Source organism: Desulfoluna sp. CLI2B, from assembly GCF_056847375.1.
This window is the reverse complement of sequence record NZ_CP186557.1, coordinates 977,812-996,622: the sequence shown is the minus strand read 5'-3', so window position 1 is coordinate 996,622 and position 18,811 is coordinate 977,812. Positions and strand designations below refer to the sequence as shown.

General features: G+C 47.8%; 26 protein-coding genes. 8 read left to right on the top strand and 18 right to left on the bottom strand.

Translation table 11 applies throughout. The features are described from left to right. Nucleotides 1-6: 6 nt before the first annotated feature. Entirely contained in the window at nucleotides 7-1,038 is a 1,032-nt protein-coding gene (locus tag ACOYW2_RS04840; RefSeq protein WP_482769597.1) for a phage major capsid protein, P2 family, read from the bottom strand. Between the two features lie 51 nt (nucleotides 1,039-1,089). Further along, on the bottom strand, nucleotides 1,090-1,974 hold the full coding sequence (locus tag ACOYW2_RS04835; protein WP_482769596.1) for a GPO family capsid scaffolding protein: 885 nt from the start codon (nucleotides 1,972-1,974) through the stop codon (nucleotides 1,090-1,092). A 161-nt stretch (nucleotides 1,975-2,135) separates the two neighbouring features. Here ACOYW2_RS04835 and ACOYW2_RS04830 point away from each other — a divergent pair, with 161 nt between their 5' ends. The 4 genes from ACOYW2_RS04830 to ACOYW2_RS04815 are packed head-to-tail and all read left to right on the top strand — an operon-like array spanning nucleotide 2,136 to nucleotide 5,204. Continuing rightward, nucleotides 2,136-3,425, top strand: a complete 1,290-nt coding sequence (locus ACOYW2_RS04830; protein ID WP_482769595.1) for a terminase large subunit domain-containing protein — start codon at nucleotides 2,136-2,138, stop codon at nucleotides 3,423-3,425. Next, complete coding sequence (locus ACOYW2_RS04825; protein ID WP_482769594.1) at nucleotides 3,410-3,886, top strand: phage terminase large subunit family protein; 477 nt, start codon at nucleotides 3,410-3,412, stop codon at nucleotides 3,884-3,886. The genes ACOYW2_RS04830 and ACOYW2_RS04825 overlap by 16 nt, the downstream gene beginning before the upstream one ends. A 16-nt stretch (nucleotides 3,887-3,902) precedes the next feature. Continuing rightward, nucleotides 3,903-4,925 carry a phage portal protein gene (locus tag ACOYW2_RS04820; protein ID WP_482769593.1) on the top strand — a complete coding sequence of 341 codons (1,023 nt, stop codon included), beginning with the start codon at nucleotides 3,903-3,905 and terminating at the stop codon, nucleotides 4,923-4,925. A 24-nt stretch (nucleotides 4,926-4,949) separates the two neighbouring features. Further along, a complete protein-coding gene (locus ACOYW2_RS04815) occupies nucleotides 4,950-5,204 on the top strand; it encodes an Ogr/Delta-like zinc finger protein (protein ID WP_482769592.1) in 255 nt (84 codons plus the stop codon). 45 nt (nucleotides 5,205-5,249) lie between these two features. On the opposite strand, the gene ACOYW2_RS04810 is transcribed toward ACOYW2_RS04815, so the two are convergent. The 16 genes from ACOYW2_RS04810 to ACOYW2_RS04735 all read right to left on the bottom strand — a co-directional run bounded on the left by ACOYW2_RS04810 (nucleotide 5,250) and on the right by ACOYW2_RS04735 (nucleotide 16,616). Next, on the bottom strand, nucleotides 5,250-5,744 hold the full coding sequence (locus ACOYW2_RS04810) for a hypothetical protein (RefSeq protein ID WP_482769591.1): 495 nt from the start codon (nucleotides 5,742-5,744) through the stop codon (nucleotides 5,250-5,252). A 21-nt stretch (nucleotides 5,745-5,765) separates the two neighbouring features. Further along, nucleotides 5,766-6,200, bottom strand: coding sequence for a Panacea domain-containing protein (locus tag ACOYW2_RS04805; protein ID WP_482769590.1), 435 nt, complete (start codon nucleotides 6,198-6,200; stop codon nucleotides 5,766-5,768). Nucleotides 6,201-6,725: 525 nt separating this feature from the next. Further along, nucleotides 6,726-7,868 carry a macro domain-containing protein gene (locus ACOYW2_RS04800; protein WP_482769589.1) on the bottom strand — a complete coding sequence of 381 codons (1,143 nt, stop codon included), beginning with the start codon at nucleotides 7,866-7,868 and terminating at the stop codon, nucleotides 6,726-6,728. Continuing rightward, nucleotides 7,861-9,198 carry a DarT ssDNA thymidine ADP-ribosyltransferase family protein gene (locus tag ACOYW2_RS04795; RefSeq protein ID WP_482769588.1) on the bottom strand — a complete coding sequence of 446 codons (1,338 nt, stop codon included), beginning with the start codon at nucleotides 9,196-9,198 and terminating at the stop codon, nucleotides 7,861-7,863. The genes ACOYW2_RS04800 and ACOYW2_RS04795 overlap by 8 nt, the downstream gene beginning before the upstream one ends. Nucleotides 9,199-9,445: 247 nt before the next feature. Then, complete coding sequence (locus ACOYW2_RS04790) at nucleotides 9,446-10,090, bottom strand: hypothetical protein (RefSeq protein ID WP_482769587.1); 645 nt, start codon at nucleotides 10,088-10,090, stop codon at nucleotides 9,446-9,448. A gap of 144 nt (nucleotides 10,091-10,234) precedes the next feature. Beyond that, nucleotides 10,235-10,528 carry a hypothetical protein gene (locus ACOYW2_RS04785; RefSeq protein ID WP_482769586.1) on the bottom strand — a complete coding sequence of 98 codons (294 nt, stop codon included), beginning with the start codon at nucleotides 10,526-10,528 and terminating at the stop codon, nucleotides 10,235-10,237. A gap of 253 nt (nucleotides 10,529-10,781) precedes the next feature. Beyond that, complete coding sequence (locus ACOYW2_RS04780; RefSeq protein ID WP_482769585.1) at nucleotides 10,782-10,964, bottom strand: hypothetical protein; 183 nt, start codon at nucleotides 10,962-10,964, stop codon at nucleotides 10,782-10,784. A 240-nt stretch (nucleotides 10,965-11,204) separates the two neighbouring features. Continuing rightward, nucleotides 11,205-11,444, bottom strand: coding sequence for a hypothetical protein (locus tag ACOYW2_RS04775; RefSeq protein WP_482769584.1), 240 nt, complete (start codon nucleotides 11,442-11,444; stop codon nucleotides 11,205-11,207). Between the two features lie 481 nt (nucleotides 11,445-11,925). Then, nucleotides 11,926-12,048 carry a hypothetical protein gene (locus tag ACOYW2_RS04770; RefSeq protein WP_482769583.1) on the bottom strand — a complete coding sequence of 41 codons (123 nt, stop codon included), beginning with the start codon at nucleotides 12,046-12,048 and terminating at the stop codon, nucleotides 11,926-11,928. 683 nt (nucleotides 12,049-12,731) lie between these two features. Then, nucleotides 12,732-13,262: a hypothetical protein gene (locus ACOYW2_RS04765; RefSeq protein ID WP_482769582.1), complete on the bottom strand. Its 531-nt coding sequence runs from the start codon at nucleotides 13,260-13,262 to the stop codon at nucleotides 12,732-12,734. Then, nucleotides 13,256-13,921 (bottom strand): hypothetical protein, encoded by a 666-nt coding sequence (locus ACOYW2_RS04760; RefSeq protein WP_482769581.1) that lies wholly within the window; start codon nucleotides 13,919-13,921, stop codon nucleotides 13,256-13,258. Before ACOYW2_RS04760 ends, ACOYW2_RS04765 begins: the two co-directional genes overlap by 7 nt. Further along, nucleotides 13,918-14,103, bottom strand: coding sequence for a hypothetical protein (locus ACOYW2_RS04755; RefSeq protein ID WP_482421929.1), 186 nt, complete (start codon nucleotides 14,101-14,103; stop codon nucleotides 13,918-13,920). Before ACOYW2_RS04755 ends, ACOYW2_RS04760 begins: the two co-directional genes overlap by 4 nt. Nucleotides 14,104-14,263: 160 nt before the next feature. Next, nucleotides 14,264-14,413, bottom strand: coding sequence for a hypothetical protein (locus tag ACOYW2_RS04750; protein ID WP_482769580.1), 150 nt, complete (start codon nucleotides 14,411-14,413; stop codon nucleotides 14,264-14,266). A gap of 221 nt (nucleotides 14,414-14,634) precedes the next feature. Further along, a complete protein-coding gene (locus tag ACOYW2_RS04745) occupies nucleotides 14,635-15,612 on the bottom strand; it encodes a hypothetical protein (RefSeq protein WP_482769579.1) in 978 nt (325 codons plus the stop codon). A 198-nt stretch (nucleotides 15,613-15,810) separates the two neighbouring features. Then, entirely contained in the window at nucleotides 15,811-16,299 is a 489-nt protein-coding gene (locus ACOYW2_RS04740; RefSeq protein ID WP_482769578.1) for a phage regulatory CII family protein, read from the bottom strand. 122 nt (nucleotides 16,300-16,421) lie between these two features. Next, on the bottom strand, nucleotides 16,422-16,616 hold the full coding sequence (locus tag ACOYW2_RS04735; RefSeq protein WP_180147068.1) for a helix-turn-helix domain-containing protein: 195 nt from the start codon (nucleotides 16,614-16,616) through the stop codon (nucleotides 16,422-16,424). A gap of 229 nt (nucleotides 16,617-16,845) precedes the next feature. Here ACOYW2_RS04735 and ACOYW2_RS04730 point away from each other — a divergent pair, with 229 nt between their 5' ends. From ACOYW2_RS04730 to ACOYW2_RS04715, 4 genes are all read left to right on the top strand, one after another. Further along, the gene (locus ACOYW2_RS04730) at nucleotides 16,846-17,133 is read left to right on the top strand and encodes a hypothetical protein (protein ID WP_482769577.1); all 288 of its coding nucleotides are present in this window, start codon (nucleotides 16,846-16,848) and stop codon (nucleotides 17,131-17,133) included. Nucleotides 17,134-17,287: 154 nt separating this feature from the next. Continuing rightward, entirely contained in the window at nucleotides 17,288-17,938 is a 651-nt protein-coding gene (locus ACOYW2_RS04725) for a hypothetical protein (RefSeq protein ID WP_482769576.1), read from the top strand. Nucleotides 17,939-18,080: 142 nt separating this feature from the next. Then, on the top strand, nucleotides 18,081-18,260 hold the full coding sequence (locus ACOYW2_RS04720) for a hypothetical protein (RefSeq protein ID WP_482421924.1): 180 nt from the start codon (nucleotides 18,081-18,083) through the stop codon (nucleotides 18,258-18,260). A gap of 184 nt (nucleotides 18,261-18,444) precedes the next feature. Further along, entirely contained in the window at nucleotides 18,445-18,768 is a 324-nt protein-coding gene (locus ACOYW2_RS04715) for a hypothetical protein (protein WP_482417229.1), read from the top strand. Nucleotides 18,769-18,811: the final 43 nt, after the last annotated feature.

Below are 18,811 nucleotides of genomic sequence, written 5' to 3'. Positions count from 1 at the left end.
GGCGTGTTATGCCCAGGTGGTCCCGTCGGGCTGAAGGAGCTTCACCTTGTCGAACTCCACGGCCACGAACTTCTCCGGGGTCTCCACCACGTAGCCCTCGTTCCGGCTGTTGAAATCTTCCACGCGGTCCTTCTCGGGCTTGTCCTTGATGTGGCGCCTCCAGGAGCCGGACTGCACATAGATGGAGAGGTTGTCATGGCTGGTGATCACAATGCCCCTGCCGGGGAAGTTGCTGGGGGTCTCCCAGGGCAGCCCGCCGAAGGTGGCCAGGGCCGCAGGGGTGAGGGTCTTTTCGGAAGGGGTCTGACCCATGGCGATGGCAAGGGCCGCCTTTTCTTTGCCCACCAGCTCCGACCCGATAAGGGCCACCAGGCCCTGGCGGAGATACGGGGGGATCCCCTCCACCAGCTCCAGCACGGCGTGGTCCAGGTTGATGAAGTCGCCATCGGGGCCGATGCGGATTTCATTCTGCGCCTTCTCTCCGGTGGTGAGGATGTTGGCGCTCATCTTCTCCCGCATGTACTGGAGCCACCCCTTGTTCACGTCTTCCATCATGGGGTTGGCGTCCAGGTCGGTGTCCGGGGCCGCGCTGGTGCCGTGCCAGCCGATGATCTCCCGGTCCGTGGCCATGCGCTGCTGCACGTAGCGCTGGTAGCGCTCGGGAAGGTCCTGGAACTTGGCCCAGGAGTCCATGGTGGCGTAGCGGATGTAGGTGTCCGTGTTGGTCTGGTAGAGCCGGTAACCGGACGCGCTCAGGCTCAGAAGGTCTTTGGGCTTGCGCTCGTTACCGTCCACGCTGGTGTCGGTGCGACCGGAAGCCGGACCGGCAGCGCCGCCCAGGATGTTCTGGCCTTCCAGGTCGTCAACAGTAATGACGTTGATGTTGGGCAGGAAGGTGGACTGCTCCACGATCTTGTCCTGAAGCTTCTGCTCCAGGGTGGGTTCCACGGTGAAGGTCTCATGGACGTTTTCAACGCCGTAGGTCTTCGCCAGCCGGGCTTCCATCTGGTGGAATGCGAGGCGAGATGTTTTGTTCATGGTCGGTGCTCCTTAATACGTATGAAGTGAAGGGAAGACGATCTCAGGCCATCACAGAAGCTCGTCGTGCTCCCCTGAAGGGTTGGGGTTCTCCCGGAACTGTGTGCCGGGCACGCGCTGTTCCATGCGCTCGGTCATGGTGTTGAAGGCCTTCACCATGGTATCCATGCTCGCCTTCAGCTCGGTGTACTGGGCCTCGCCTGCGGGTGCCGGGCTCTCCTCTTTTTCCCCGCCTTCGCCGCCCTCGCCTTTTCCGCCATCTGCCGGGGGCGTCTTGAATGTCTCCATAAAGGTCTGCATGTGGCCGGCAAGGCCTTCCACGGCCTGCTGGGTTGCCTCAAGGGTGTCCTTGACGGCTTCGAATTGCTCTTTGTTCATGGGGTCGTCTCCCGTCTCTTCGTCGTGGTTTTCGTCTGTAAAAAAGTGGGCAAGCTTTCTGAAAAAGGTGGTCATGAAGCGGTCCTCATCGCCCATGAACTCTTTGCTCAAATCCGGCACCTCCTCCCCGGCGTACCGGGCGGTGAACTCCCGGCCCTTCATCTTGTTAAACCGCATCTCATCGGTACCCAGGGACGCGGGGGAATCGGTCATGGCCAGGCCCGTCAGGTAGGTTTTGCCCGTGGCCGCAAAGTCCTCAGTCACCTCAATGGAAAAGTGGAGGTACTCCTCCCACACCTGGTTCATCTGAAGCAGGGAGCGGTTCGGGGAGATCTTGGCGTAAAGCTTCAGCACGCCGTCCACCTCTTCGGTCTTCAGCTCTCGCACCGATCCGTAGGAACCGCCGCGCATGTGGTCGATCCAGATCTTGGCGGTGTAGGTGGCGGGGCTGTAGGTCTCGGCCATGTCGATAAACCACTGGGGCTGAAGCACCCGACCGTCCACGGTGGGGCCGGAGGTGGCGACACATTTCCAATCAGTCACAAGGGAGGAAGGCATGTTTTTTCCTTGGTTGCAGGGGCGGTTCTCATGGGTTTCAAGTCATCAACACCCCCAACATAGGTGGCGGGAAAAGGACTGTACACGAAACCAATTCCGATTTTGGCGTTATCGGAATGGAAGTAAATCGGGCTTTGGGTTCGGGCTGGTATGCTCACGGCATGAGCCTTTACACACAGGAAATAAAAGACGCGGCCAAGCGCCTCTACCTTCGCCACCACACCCCCAAGGAGATCGCCGCCATCGTCAACGTGCCCCTGCGCACGGTGTACGACTGGCGCACCAAGGGGCAGTGGGACGACCTCCTCTCCACCGAAAGCGTAGAGGAGGCCATGGGCAGGCGCCTGGCCCTCCTCTCCGAGCGGGACGAAAAAACCAAGCTGGAACTCACCGAAATGAACAGCCTGGTGGAAAGCCTGGTGAAGCTTCGGCACAGCCGCATGCTCATGGAAGGAAAGGGACACCCCGGGGAAGGGTCGGAAGGGAATAAAAGAAAGGGCGCCTCCGGAGGGAAGCGCAAGCGGGGCAAAAAGAAAAACGACGTCACGGGCATCAAGGAAGACGACTTCAAAGTCAAGATGCACAAGCACTACTTCAGGTATCAGATGGAGCTTCGGGAAGCCCGGCACCACCGGTTCCGCATGCTCTTAAAGTCCCGGCAGATCGGGGCCACCTGGTACTTCGCCCAGGAGGCCTTTGAAGACGCCGTGCTCACGGGCCGGAACCAGATCTTCCTGTCGGCCACCCGGGCCCAGGCCGAGGTGTTCCGGCGGTACATCGTGGGCATCGCCCGCCAGCACTTCGACATCGACCTGTCCGGCAACCCCATTATCCTCAACACGGAAAAAGGCCCGGCGGAGCTGCACTTCCTCTCCAACAACTCCAAGTCCGCCCAGAGCCATACCGGCAACGTGTACATTGACGAGTTCTTCTGGATCCAGAAGTTCAACGAGCTCTACAAGGTGGCCTCGGGCATGGCCTCCCAGAAGCGATGGAGAAAAACCGTCTTCTCCACCCCGTCCGCCGTCACCCATGAGGCCTACGACCTCTGGACCGGGGACCGGTACAACAAGCGCTTCAAGAGAAAGCGGGTGGAGTTCCCCGGCTTCAAGGAGATGCAGTCCGGCATCCTCTGCCCGGACAACGCCTGGCGCAAGATCATCACCCTGGACGATGCCGAGGCAGGGGGCTGCGACCTGTTCGACCGCAAAGACCTGGAGCTGGAGTACTCCCCCTCAGAGTTCGCCAACCTCTTCGGGTGCCAGTTCATGGACGACACCTTCGGGGTGTTCCGCTTTGCCGACCTGGAGGCGTGCCCCACCGATATCTCCCAATGGAAAGACCTTGATCCCACCGCCCTCGCCCCTTCGGCAACTGCCCGGTCTGGGGCGGCTACGATCCCTCGCGCCACCGGGACGATGCCAGCTTTGTCATCGTGGCCCCGCCCTTGAAACCCGGCGGCACATTCCGTGTGATCAAGCGGTTCAAGTGGGTCAACAAGTCGTTCACCTGGCAGGCCGCCGAGATCAAGAAGCTCTGCGCCATGTACAATTTTACCTATATGGGCATCGATGTCACCGGCCCGGGCATGGGCGTGTTCGACACGGTGAAGACCTTCTACCCCCAGGCCACGCCCATCCACTACTCCGTGGGCAGCAAGACCCGCATGGTCCTGAAGGCCCAGGAGATCATCACCTCAAACCGTCTTGAATGGGACGCCCAGGAGACCACCATCGCCCACGCCTTCCTCACCATCCGGCAGACGTACACCCCCAACGGCCAGGTGACCTACTCGGCCAACCGAACGGACACCACCGGCCATGCCGACGTGGCCTGGTCCATCATGCACGCCCTGATCAACGAACCCATCAGCCACGACCAGGCGCAAGGCGCTTGCGTGGAAGTTTTATAATCCGGAGGCAACACCCATGGGAAAAAAAAGAAAACAGAGAAAGGACCACATGACCGACCAGGGCGGCACCGCCGAGGCCTTCAACTTCGGAGAACCCACCCCCATCCTGGCAAGCCAGCTCCAAGATTACGTGGGCGTCTGGCTCCTGGACAACGGCAGCTACTACAGCCCGCCCGTGTCCCTGGCAGGCCTGGCCCGGCTTCGCGGGGCCAACGCCTACCACGGCCCCCTGCTGGAGTTCAAAACCAACATGATCATGCGGGCCTTCAAGGGATCGGCCGCGGTGCCCATGCTGCAGATGCTCCCCTTTGTCACGGACTACGTCACCTTTTTGAACGCCTACTTCCAGAAGGTCACCAACTGGATGGGAGAGGTCATCGCCCTGGTGCACCTACCCGCCATCAACATGCGCAGGATGAAGGAACCAGGCCAGTACTGCATGCTCAACGTGGACGGCAGCCGCACGGACTTCCAGCCCGGGGAGGTGATCCACGTGAAGAACTACGACGTGGCCCAGACCATCTACGGCCTGCCCTCCTACCTGGGGGCCATCCAGTCCATGTTGCTAAACGAAGACGCCACCCTGTTCCGGCGGCGCTACTATCTCAACGGGGCCCACGCCGGGTACATCTTCTATTCATCCGCCGCCACCCTGGGGGACAAGGAGCAGAACGCCATCCGGGACGCCGTGAAGTCCACCAAGAAGCTGGGCAACTTCCGCAACCTCTACCTCCACGTACCCAACGGCAGGGAAAAGGATTTTCAGATCATCCCCGTGGGCGATTTTTCGACTAAGGACGACCTGGAAAAGATCAAAAACATCTCCCGGGACGACATCATCGCCGCCCACCGCATCCCCCCTGCCCTGGCCAGCATCGTCCCGGCGGAAGCCCGGGGCGGATTCGGAGACATCGCCAAGGCCGATATCGTCTATGAAAAAAACGAGATCGTCCCCATCCGCAACATCATCCTCCAAATCAACGACCATTTGACCGGCACCAAGCGGATAGCCTTTGACGAACCTGAATATGCACCATAAATTAAGGCTGAAAGGAATTAAGCCATGCGAATCAAGTGCAATCGATGCGGCCAGGCCGCCACCATTCAGTCCAGCACCCAGATCTCCGACGAGTTCAAGCAGCTCTACTGCTCCTGCACCAACACCCTGTGCGGCCATACCTTCGTCATGGACCTGGCGTTTTCACACACCCTGTCGCCCAGTGCGGTGGATATCCCACCGGAGGCGCTGGAAAAGATCCGTAAAGGGGCGTCGAGGTGTGAGCAGAGGGAGATGTTTCAGGTGTTGGAGGCGGGGTGATGGGGATTGAAAATGGTGTGGAGATGGAGGGGGCTGTACCAGGTGTCAAGGGGAGGTCCCTTTTCCATTCGATTTTTTATCGTCAGTGCCAATAATCGTTTTAGGAAAAAGATTTTTCATAACAGCCATAAATGCGGCCAATACGTTTACGGTAACCCCAGTTATGAATGAAATAAGAACCTTATTATCCAAAGCTGGATAAAACTTCATGCTATCATTGCCAATGAATCTCATATTATGAAAAACAACTATACAAATCACAATTGTTAGTACAACAAAGCTACCTACTGCAAACATAAATGATTTACCAGCATATTCGTTTCTTAACTCTATATGCTGTTTTAATTTATCAATTTCTAACTTATCAAGTTGATTTCGATAGTGTAGTTCTGAAGCTTTAAGCTGGCTTAAGGGGCTTTCTGTATCAAATTTTTCTGGATTTTCATAAGCCGCTAATTCATCTAAGTATGCTGAAATACCTTGTGAATCTTCTTCAACTTCAATTGCTTTGATTTTGTCTAAGTCAATAGTATCGCCCATGGCATAAAACAATCCAATATATCAGCTATTTAATCTTGCCTCAAAATACTCTTTAATTATTTCATTTGGGATTTCTACATAATCTTCACCTCGGAATTTCTTTACAACTTTATCCCAGGGTGAATCAGGCAGATGCGTTATTTCAGACAACTGTATTCCAGACAGATGTCCATAAACTTCCCATATCTTTTCCATTAAACTCTTGGGATATTGGTCATTTATAAGAGGCTCTTGTAATTCACCATCGACAAGAGTGCTAGCAAGTCGATTTATTCTTAAATTTTTAAAATGCTTAAACTCATGATAAATAGATGGTAATACTGGTCCAAATTTCCATGCCTGAAATTTTTCTTTAACCAAAGGTTTTTCAGCCAAAGCTAACGACCACCCATGTCCAAAATAAATTAATTTTTGGAGTTTTAGTGGTGTTATCGTAGCATGCGTACATTCTGGCAATATCTAAAACTATTAAATTTACAGGCTTAAGCTATACTGTAGAATATACCTCCTTACTACGGTGTATATCTGACAATACAGAACTTGCAATTTCATCCATAATAAAATTTATACTCGAAAAGTAATATTTAAAAATCACAAAGTAATTTTGTGATTTGTCTTTAATGAATCATAGAATACAAAACTGAAAAAAACAATTAACAGATCATAAATCATATTTCAATGAATAAGTACATTTCCCATGCAGTGCATTATATGTCAATAATTCAACTCGAAAAACAACAAACCTTTGACATATAGGAAAATTTTACTCAACACACCAACCTAAAATTTCAACAACGTATAACTCTATTCGCTGTGCGGCCCCCACGACGAATAGGCACAGAAGAACAAAAAGAAGTGACAAAAAAGATCTGTTTGTCGGATGTGTAGGCCTGACATCGTGCTCCGCATTTGGAAACATGTCTTTGTGAAAAGAGCTGTTCCATATGCCAAGACGAACCCCTTCACACTGGACTAAGCCAATCATTCTATAGCATTAAGTAAAGCCTTAACCAATTGTTCACCAGTTGTGGCTGCATCGATCATACAAATGTCCATTTTCATTAACCTGGAGGCGAGTTGTTCATCTATTTCTATACGATCCAAAAAAAACATACGAGAGTTACTATTAAGTATCTTTTTTTTCTGCTTTGTAACCCAACTCAACTTATCTGTTGTAAAGAGCGTAGTATTTGACAAATAAATTCTTGAAAAGACAGAGGGCAAAAATTCTTTTTTGTCAAAAGAGACAAATGGGTCTCCAATAGAAAGCTTTTTGACCGTCTTTTCACCATAGTTCATCAAATCCTTGCGGACAATCTCATAAATATTTGTGGGTAAAAAAACAGTAGTATCCACTCCTTTCTCAGAACATTCTTGGGCTATTTTCTTCTCGAATGCACTGCCACCCAATAAAATACTCAGACTGTGAGATTGACATATCTTTATTATTTCCTGAATTTTATTTATCTCATATTCACTTGGTTTTGTGCTGCATACAACGGTGATATCAAACTTGAAACGTTTAGTATCTACTCCATAAGAATAAAGGGTCTTTTCCGTCAACATTTTAAGCTTTTGTGGGTATTCATATGATGAAAACTCGACACTATTTATACCAAACTCAGTTAACAGGTTTAGATCCAAAACATTAGTTTTCTTTATATTCTTTGAACTTTTTGGCTCGAAAACAAGAATATGAGCCGGAGAATCATGCAAATATTTCTTAATTAGTGACTTTACGTTCTCCCATTTTAACCCACCATGCCCACAACCAAGTGCAGGAAGGGTAACGACTTTTCCAGGTTGATCTTTTAAATATGATGCAAGCCAAACAAGGCCATCTTCAACATATTTGTATTCAGAAGGATTTCTCCAATTGTCTTTAGTCGGATAGTTTATAATCGTAACCCCTTTTGAAAAGAGATCTCCCTCATGCCAAACATCTGGAATCCCGGGTTTAATTTTACCAGCCTTACATTTTTTAACATAATCCTTGAACATATCAGGGTATTTTCTCTTAAATGCCAATGCAACACCAGCACCCATAACGCCGACACAATTAACCGTGTTGACCCTAATATCTGCATCGTAATCGAAAAAGTCACCTGATATAAATTCAACCATTGTCATTACCTAAATTTTCTATTACTTTTGTTCTAAGCTCATTTATAGCAGGCCTATAAATATCCGCCCAAACACTCTGAATCGATTGCATATCTGAAACACCAAGTGCTATGAGCATATTCAGTGTATCTATATTATCTACTATATCAAATAACTGTTTCTTATCTCTATCTTTTGCAACAATATCGCCCACAAGGTCATGATACGCAACAAGCTTTATGATTCTTTCAATATCATACAAATCCAATCCACCAATTTCATGAGTCAAGATTCGCTCCAACAGTGGCAAAGCTCTTTTTGGATGGTTACTATCAACTTTCTGGCGCCCATCTTTTTTTGGACTTTTTAACTTGCCTATGTCATGGAAATAAGCTGCTATTTTAACGATTTTTTTGTTATGCGAATCTAATTGCTCATATTCAGATATTGAAACAAGTATTCGAACGACAGAGCGCGTGTGACTACCTACATTTTCAGGATGTACATCATTATCAGTTTCCAAACAATCTATTTCTGCCAGCTCATCGATACAACCAAAATTGGCATCTATAGACTGAAGCGCAATTTGAAGATTTTGATATTCAGGAGTGCAACCCGATCTTTTATCAGCGATATTATCAATTGTTCTTTTTACAGCTAAACTTAAGTCAATTGGACCAGCGACAATAGATGCTCCTTTATCACGTTTAAAATCTGTAAAATAATGATAATCATCAAATTTCACAGGTGGCGGTGTAACTCCTTTATTGGCAAACTCGCGCAATACACATGATCTTACTGAACCATTCCAAACATCTATATGGCTGATATCAGACAGACTGACACTTTGAGGAATTAATAGCTCAGCCATCTTTCTATGGCGTTGGTCATCATCTGTATACCCCCATGAGTTAGATTCTATGGTATTCCAATCAATTAGTGTATCTAACATACAGGCACAATCATGCTTGTAAAAATTTGGGGGATCCTCGGTATTCGCAGAAGCATCTGAAAAAAAACCTGTCCTTCTTTCAAGTATATCTAAAGAAACCGCAAAATAAATTAGCAGACATTGATCAATGTTTTTTTTGTTAATAATGGACAATTGCATTGGAGTGCGCCTTGCAAAATAAAAAGGGACAAAATCATGAACACACTTACCGCCTGATCCGGGAACAATCATTTCACTCCGTCTTCTTTGTATCCCATTTTCTGCAACATCAGTATGGTTTATCCCCCTATTTTTTTTTTCATTTGTACATAAAAGGCCACTCTCAAGAATAGACGACAGGTTATCTAACACAGTAAAATGATAGGCATATTTTCCTCTTAAACTTTTCGGAATACTCATTATATCACCTCTTTGTTATAAACAAAAATATCCAACCATGACAGTAGACACAATCACACTCTGAATTCAAAGAAGCATACACCTATACTCAACAATTTAGCAACAGTATTAATTTCAAAAAAGGCTCGACTATTGCCGAGCCCTAACTTTATTATATCTATTTTTCAGCATATTAACATCGGATAAACAGAGGTTTCATCACAGGCCAAAACAGTCGGCCTCATTTTTTTCGTGTTGTCACCGCAGACTATTTTGCGATCACACTTGAAGTATCGATCACTTCAATCTTTCTTTTAAAAATATCAGAGTGTTCAAAATACAAATTTGCTGCAATGTAAGAAAGGCCAAAAATAAGAATTATCCACAGCCACCATTTAGAATACTTTGAAACCTGCCTTTCAAGATAAATACGATTCTCAACAATAACCGGATCAATGCATTCATCAATTTCTGAAGCCATTAATACTTTTTGATAGTTCAATTTTAATATTTTTTTGATAGTATTTGCAGCGTTCTCAAATTGATGTAATATTTCAATCTTCATCATTGCACGCCAAACAAGAGACACAATGCAAAGTATTACTACAATCCCTAAATAAATATCTGAGAACACACTTTTAGACCCGGTATCTTTTAAGCCATTAACAACAACAACTGTCAGTATAAATGTTATGAAAATAAAAACACTACTTTTAAACGAACTGAGAAGTTCATCGGCCATAGCATAAGTCTTGGAAGATGATTCGATAACAAACTCTCCAATCTTATTTTTCACATCTAAATAACTTTTAACATTATCCTTCAGATATATTTGATAGTTTGACTTGACAGCTTCCCAAACTTCTTTATCAAATTTTATTTTACCTTCTGAGTCAAGATGAATAGAAAGCACATTTCTAACCAATCCAATTTTATCAGAACTATTACCCCCCTCATAAGCCCATGCGTATATTTTATATAATAATTTATAGTTATGGTCTTCAATATTGGAAGCGGGAACATAGAGAAATCGATTTATACCCCGAAATTTTATAGTTCAGCAATAAGTATCATTAAAAGAGGATGAATTGGAAATAAAAATCAAAGAGAGTACAGATGAAATATTTTTAAAGATGGTATTTAAATCCGTATTCTCAGATTCTTTCAACAAATAAAAATCATTTGGCAAGAGTTTGAGTGTAAAATTTGAAGTTGTTGCATTATCAAACAGTAAAGAAAAAATATTACCTCGGTTGTAGACAGCATTGTTTGCGACAATTGGGTCACATGATGTATTTGCCTCAACAAAACGAATCGTACTGCTTCCAAAACCATCAAATTTTGAAAACACTTCAAATTTAAGCTCATCGGAAAAGATATTAGAAACATTGTTTATTGTATTAATTAGAGACTATACTATCTTTTAAGTACTTTGGAGAGAAAAATCAACAAAGTATATGGAAACACATTTGTTGCTAACATTTTTGTTAATTTTAAGTTCAATCTCATAATCTGAATCTTCGGAAAAATCATCTATATGAGACTTAATTTTTTCATAGCTCAAAATTGTGCAATCAGAAACTTTCTCATGAGTACCCTCTATTTCAAGAAACATTTACATTTTTAAAAGGCTGTTTATCAGGCAGAGTTTTTAACTCGTCAAAAAATTTCGGAACAAAATCTAAAACAGGAATCGTAGGTTTTATGACAAGCCTTGAAGAGTCAAAAGTTTCTTCAATTGTAGCAGCATCAAATGTTTTGTTGTATTTTAAGTATTCTATCAACATAAAATTAAGTTCTCTTTTTAGCCTTGAACATAGCGTACCCATCCGGCGAGTCTACAACAACTAATTTTTTTCCATCCCTTGCTATTTCAGACCAAACTTTATCTTCCAAATTTTCAATACCATCATCAATGGAGATAGTTATTTCTCGACTAAGCTTAAATTTGACTCCTCGGAAACTATGATGGGACTAAGTTAAAAGAGGAATCAAATTTTTTTTTCTCTGGTAACTGACGAAGCTTATCAAGATCTTTTTGTAATTTTTCTTTTAACGCAGATTCTGGTTCCGTCATTCCTAAAAGTATTTGTTATAAAATCATCGAACCTCATTACCCCCTGTTGCTTAAATGCAGAAATTGTCGCATTTCGGAGTATTGTATAGTCTGCTGGAGAATCTTTCCTAATTCTATTAAGATATTTTATCACCTCTTTTGAAGCAGTTTTTGTATTCAAAGAGTCGCTCTTTTTTTCTTTTAAATCCAAAAAACCTTTCCACCAATAGACTGATAGTATATTGTTCTATCATAAATATAGACATCCAGATCCATTCCAAAGGTAGTCTTGCAAGCTTTTTGTATATTTTCTTTGAAATTGCCAGTCCTATTTTTCTCTTGAAATATTTTGCTTTCGTCCAAGAAAGCTGATGCTCTGTCTTCACACCCTAGGATCTGAAATATCAGTTCCTTTATCTCTGAATAAAAACTGAAGGAAACTTCCTTTTTTTACATGCCCGTCACCTGATGACGATAAGTGGCAGAGACGATTGTTGTGGATTATAAATTTCTTCCTCTAACAACTTCTGAGCTAAACATTTTGAGGCTTTCTCACGGACAAATCCTGTTGTCATTAATTGAAATTAATGCTTGATCAACTTTTGATTGTTTTTCTCGTGTAAATTCATAGCTCGCTTTTGTTTATCGCCGCTAATCTTTTTAAGCAAATCTGACGGAATTGATTTTCTAAATCATTTTTTATCATCTGTTATATTTTTGTCTTCTAAGATGACCTTATCAACATCTATTTGATAAAGGACACTACTTATTATTCGGCCTGATTCCACCTCGTCCAATTGTTTTACGGCTTCCATTTATGGTTCCTTTTTAGCTATTTCGAATTAAGGAAAAAGCTTAATAGAATAAATAATCATCAATATTTGTCCCGAACAAAAACACGCAAAAGAATCTATTCATTTTTATTTATCAACATCAAACCCTACTTCAATTTATATATTATATTGTCATAATTCTGGACTCTTACGATCATTTCATCAGATTTTATGGTTAATACTTAAGCATAAACTCAACAATCCATCAACAGTATTTAAGTCAAACAAAAAAAGCCCCGACCTTCGCCGGGGCTTTTCATTTGGTTTCTTTGTATTTTTTTTCTTCGGGCAGATTTTTGAGAATAGTTGGTCGGTAGTCCCAGCAATTTTTCTGGTAACCTTTTGGCCTGCCATGAATCTCATATAATGTATTGTTTCAAGGGGTTGAAAAAAATCAATTTTGCTTGTTGGTGCAGTTGACAATGGCCTGGGTACTCACGTCTTAGGGTGCTGAGCCCTTTCCGTTTGCCGCCCTCTTCCAGGCCTCGGTCGAAAAAGAACATGTGGACGTTGGCTTCGTAGATTTGGCGAGCGCGTGTCTGGCTCACGTTGAAAAGCCGACCGGCTTCCGCAAAGCTTTTGCCTCAGAGCACGGCGCGGGTGAGTTTGATGTTTCGGGTTTTCTGTTCTGGTTGGCCTATGGGGTCCTCCGTGGTTGTTTGGGTTCAGCCGTGCATGGCCGTGGGGGTGTTTGTGCCGATGGTTTTCACCATGCCCTGGATGAGGCCGCCCACGGCGGTGGGGCCGGAGATGGCCTTGACCTCGTCGCATTTGCGGTGGGCTTTGTAGGCGGCGGCCATGTTGCGGAGGAACCAGCTTCGGTCGCTGTCCGGGGTGGCGCAGATGGACTTCCAGCCGAGCTGGGAGACGACCCGGTTTGTGACGGGGTCCTCGAAGACTGGGCAGGCGTAGACGCCGTGGCGGCGGATGGCATCCCACACGAGGAGGGCCTGGACCGATGCCTTGTCGTCGGCGCTGCCCTCGATGGCCTCCACGAAGTCGGCGATGGTGGGCATGGTGGTGTACTTGCGGGTCCGCACGATCTGGAGGGCGGCGGCTTCGATCTGGGCCATGGTGTAGTTGCCCAGGGCCTTGAGCATGAACTCAAGAAAATGGGGCTCAAGCTGGACGCCGTAGTTCTGGCCGATGCCGATCATGGTTGTGGCAAAGTGTTTCCTCTCCGACGGGTTCAGCATGGCACCCCCAGGAACTCGGCAGCAACGCGGGTGTTGTGGGCCAGAAGCTCAGATCCCTGGAGCCTGCCGGTTGGGCGCATGGATTGCTTGGGCGGAGGGCATGGGTGTACTTCGTCTTCCCAGCGCTGCCCGTTGATCCAGGTGACGGCATCGGGCGGGAACTCGCCGTATGTGTCCCGGAGCCGGATGATGTCGGCGATGATCTGATCCGGGTTGTTGCGTTTGTGGCGCATGGCTTTCCACCAGGCATCGAAGGCTTTTCGCTTGTTGCCCTTCCTGCCCCTGCGGGCCGGGTACTCTGCCCAGAACGTTTCGAACGCGGGGTGGTAAGCTTTTGTGGGACGACCTGAAAACTCGGGCTTGGGTTTGGCTTGCTGGCTTGGCTCCTCTCCCGCGCCTCCGGCAGGAGGCAAAGGTTTTTGTTTTGTGTTTGGAATGTGAAGGGAAGGGAAAGGAAAGGGGCCGGGGACTGGCTGGCCTTCGCTGGCGACCGGCTGGCGATTCGCCGGGGCCTCGCCGGAAAGCCGCTCGGGCTGGCTCAGGGCATCGTACTCTTCCCGGGAGATGGCCTTCACGCCCTGGGCTTTCAATTCGTCGTACTTGGCTCGGTTGACCTGGGCGAGCCTGGAAAAGCGGGATGCGTCTGCCCTGTCTTTCACCTTGTGGGCCCAGGGCTGATGGCGCCGGTCTGAATGATGGCGTCATCCCCTTCCGGATCTTTGGTGAGCCAGTGGGTTTCCACCAGGGCATCCACCAACACCTTGGGGTCTTCCATCCAGTTGCAGGCATCGGCAATGTCTTCCTGGTCCCATCCCTCCAGGTAGCCGGAGGGGCGATCCACCCCCGCGGCGATCGCACCCGCCAGGTCTATGGTACACCTCGGCCCCGACGCCCGAGGCAGAGAACGTTTTCTTTTCTGTGATTACTAAAGGCAATGGACAATCGAATATATTGATCCCGTCTTATCACTCCGCTCAGCGTTCCAGCTTTCCGTTCAGACTCTACCCACGTTCCCCTGCTTCGATCATGGCAAGATCTTGCCGCATCTCTTGAAGCAGCATCCCGGCCTCCTCTTCGATGAGTTCACCCCAGACCTTTGGCCCGGCGATCTGGGTCCAGCCGCCGCAAGGTGTGATCCTGACATCCTTCATCACCTCACTTGCCAGGGGTCGGCAGCAATTTTGTGGCCCCAGGCCTCAATCCGTTCTACCTGATCTATGTGTTTGCCGAGCTTCATGGCCCGGGACCGGCGACTACACATAACGCCCCTCCGTTTCAAAACAGTATTGATGTGTCACTTCATCGTAAGCTTCAATGAAGGCTGCCGCCTGCTGGGCAACGATTGCATTGCCGTAACCGCCCATCGCGCCGATTATGGCGGACTCCCCATGAGCCAGCGGGAATGCTCGGGTCTAACTTCGCCAGCACATTCCATCCCTGCAGAAAAGCCAATCAACATCTCGCCAGAAGCCGTTAGTCGGGCCGGGCCCGTAAACTCTGCGGTGGCATATAGATGATCGGTTGACTGTTTCCCGGCACTGCCCCGACTGCCTGCCGCAATTGATCGCGGCCACGTCGCCAACGCCGCGATGTCCTGCAAATTCTGCTGCCGCCCTTGCGCTTTTCGTTTCATAACCAGCATCGGGTCCTTGTATCTCCCCTTGACATTCATTGTGTTTGGCCTGGGCCAAGAACTCAGGAGAACAGCATCCTCCAAATTCTTTGGACCGCCCGATTCGGTAAGCCTTGCTTTCTGAGCCCCACAATTCATTGTCGGTCTCGGCCATGTCGATAATGTGACTTGTTGTGTCAATGAACTGTGGCTGTTCATCCCCGGCGTTATTGTTCCGCCCCTTTCGCCGTCGCTCGCTGCGGGCCTCCGCCACCCAGTAAAGTCTTTCGCTTTGCATCGGCGCACCGACACCACATGCCGCAAAAGAGACACGCCCGACGGCGTAGTGCTCAACTTCCAATGATGCTTGTACAATGTCGCCCCAAGCTTCTCCGTTTTTTCCTGCAACCTGCTCGCCAAAGACAATTGAAGGGCGGCACTCTTTGATGAGCCTGTGAAACTCGGGCCACAGATGCCTACCGTCCGCATACCAGTCGTGTCCGCAATCTGTGCAGCGGAATACCCCTGTTCGATAAGCATGCGGTAGAGAGTTCCAGCTACCGCACTTCGGGCAGCTCTTTTTTTTGCCTGCGGTGCTAAATGGGGGGCATGGGCAGGATCCGGTCCAAACCGGGCGATCATCTGGCCATCCTGCTTGCCTGAGGGCGTAGCACCAAACGCCGATACCAGCGAAGAAGTGGCATTGGGCATATCCGCGAAGGTCATCTGGGTTAACATCTTCGATACTCCTCTCATCTACATCCCCGCCTGCAATGAGGCCCCGGGATATAAGTTCCCGCAGCCATGCCGCCGCCTTGGGGTCAACTTCATTGTAGTAAGCCGTCATGTCATTGCCTTTGGTATATGGGTGCCGATGGGTGTGGCTCTGGCCCCAACAACATCAGGCCCCATATTCATTTCATTGTCTGTTGATGGTTATGCGTAAATAACGTCGAACTTGGCCTGCTCGGTTTTGATGGCCAGATAAAAGGAGCCGAACGCCTGGAGGGCTTCCCAGGTTTCTTTCTCGCAATCGGCCAGCTCGCCTTTGTCCAGGCGATCATCGTTGCTCAGGCCCTCGGCCAGGGCCTTGATGGCCTCGGCGGATTCTTTGGCCATGGTGGCGCAGTACTGCACCCAACTCAGGGCGTTCATTTCAACCCCGGGTTCGGGGATGGGCAGGCTGATGCGACCAAACCGGCGGTTCATCTCGTCCAGGCTGGTGAGGTTTCCGGTTTCATCCAGAAGCACCATCCAGTCCAGCACCCCAAGCTTGTTGGTCCTGCGGCCAACGGACCGGGGATCCACATCTGCGTACAGAGTCTGGGGCCTGACGCCCAGGCGATCGGCCAAAGTCTTGACACCATGGGCTTTCACATCACGCTGAATGCCCCCTAAAAGTTCAACGAATTCACTTTTGTACATGAGTCGCTCCGCTAATTTCCGGTTATCTATTCGATTTGAAAGTGAAATACTGTTGTTACAGCAAGCCGCCACTCAACTTTTTTTGCTTGCGTCACTCAACATTTATGGCAATATGGAACCACTCAACATTTGGGTGGCCAAATTTCCGAGGGTTTCTTGCCAAGGGTTTCAATAATCAAGCCCCTGACGGGTGAACTTGGATGCGAGCCAGACATGACATGGCTCACCATTGAGCGCGTAACCATCGCTTTTCTTGCAAGATCCACAGGGCGAACTCCCTTCGCCTTGAGGGCCTTTTTGATTTCATCTTTGGTCATGGCCTCCTCCTATGTTGATCTATCATCATTGAGTGAGCTAAACGTCTGATGGATCAGAACTGAGTGTCAACAGTCACGTTACATTTTCCAACGCTACAGATCCTCAAAAATATGATAACCTAAATCAGCTGGAATTGCAGCAGATTTCGCCAGAGCAATAGGCGTTGCCCCAGCAACATTTCACACTTACATTAAGGGCAGATCTCCATCTGTTGAGACCCTAACGGGAATGCGGGATACATTCTCAATAAATATAAACTGGCTGCTAACGGGTAAGGGGGAAGTGTTTGGCGAAGGGGACAGAACTCCTGAAAATACTCAAGAAAGCCTGTCAATGGATCTTGAGGTCTTGCACCGCATCATAAAATGGGTTAAAGAAGCGAAAAACGAAGGTAAAGAGCTGGTCCAGAAAAAAAAGCCCGGTTTATTGCCTGCCTATGAATACTTCACCTCGCCTGAGGACGGAAAAAGTGTTGATGATAAGGGGATGAATCAACTTTTTAGGCTGGTTGTATAATTGCTATATAAGGGTTTTTTTATGTCAAATGAGCTACTTTTATCTTTCCGGGATTATGTAAATCACGTTATTTTAACCACAGGAGTAACAACATTTCTTTCCACTTTAATACTATTCATGCTTAGGTCATGGATAACAAGAGCTCAAAAACTAGATGGGATTGTGGTATGATGAAAGACTTGAAAACCACAAAGAAGCTTTAAAACGTGAATCTAAAAAAAGTATTGAAAGTTTAAAGCATGAGTTTGAATTAACAGTTGAACAATACAAGTCTGAACTTGCTTCTTTAGAGCACATAAAAAACACCAAATACAACAGAGTTGATGCAGATCGATCCGAAGCAATTAAGCAGATCAATAAAAATCTTTTTATCGTTGAAAAAAGTGCCATGGAAATGAGTAAGGAACTTCAGGATGCCCATTTTCTTCTTACTCATAGCCCACTCCCACCAGACTCAATCATGGAAGATATTGATTCCAAAATTAGCAATTTTAAATCATCTACGGAAAGGGCAATGGACAATTTGTCACTAAATTCAATATATTTAGACAAAGAAACATCAGCTAAAATTTTTCAAATTTTAAATATATTAATTAGTGAGACAAAATCGTTTATGGATCCTGTCATTGATGCTATTGCTACAGACTATGATTATACCCTTCTCTCAAACATCAAGGATGATTACCAAAAACTTTTTGATCAGGTTTATGCAACGCCAAAAAAAGAGCTTATGTATAAATTAAGCCGATTACTAAACATGGAGTTTGCATTAGATCTTGACCAAAAGGCCACGAGCGATAAATAGACATCTCTTTTTAAATATATAGAGACGCGAAGCCATTGAAGCCCGGCTGCATGCCCTCGTAAACGAAGCCCCCCACCAGACAAAAGCCACCTGCAAACCTGCTCGACCCGTCACCCCACAGAAGACATACAGCAAGGCCACCATGGCCGCCCTGATCCTGGGCGGGGCCATGCTCGGCGCCCTGGCCATGGGGATCTTTCGGGGTCATTCCGTGCCCCGGACGGCCGTGCCCGAGGCGGTGGCCGTGGCGGGTGATTCCGGTGAGGCTTCCGGGATAGACACCTTCCTCTTGTACGTGGGGGTGGGCCGCCTGCGGAAATAAGACAGATCATAAAAAAACCACCCCGGATGCCGGGGTGTTTTTTTTTGTGTTGTTCCTGTCGGTATATTCGGCTACCTTGAAAATCTCTCACCCCGATAAACATCGGCCCATATCCGGTCCTTCCGGCATGGGCCTTTTGTATTGGCCCCGGAAGGCGTTATTCGAAGCTTTAAGGGGAGAGATCATGACCCACACCATTTGCCACACCCAGGCCGCGGTTCGCGGCCCCAAATCCACACTGCCCCTGGAGGAGATCCAGCGCCTCCTGGACGAAGGCCACAAGCAGACAGACGTGGCCCAACTCTTCGGTACCAGCCAGCCCACCATCAGCCGCCTTTGCCGAAACACCCACTCGGCAGCGGCCAGGAAAAAACCCAAGGACGGCCCCATCTGCACCTGCTGCGGCCAGCACACCGTGGCCAAGGGAAACCGGTTTCTCTGTTCCTGGTGCTTCACCCACGCGGACACTGCCGGACCTGCGTTTTCCGAACACGCCCTGGCCGTCTGAACCGGGGACACCCCTTCAGATGGTCTATGGATAGATCCCCTCA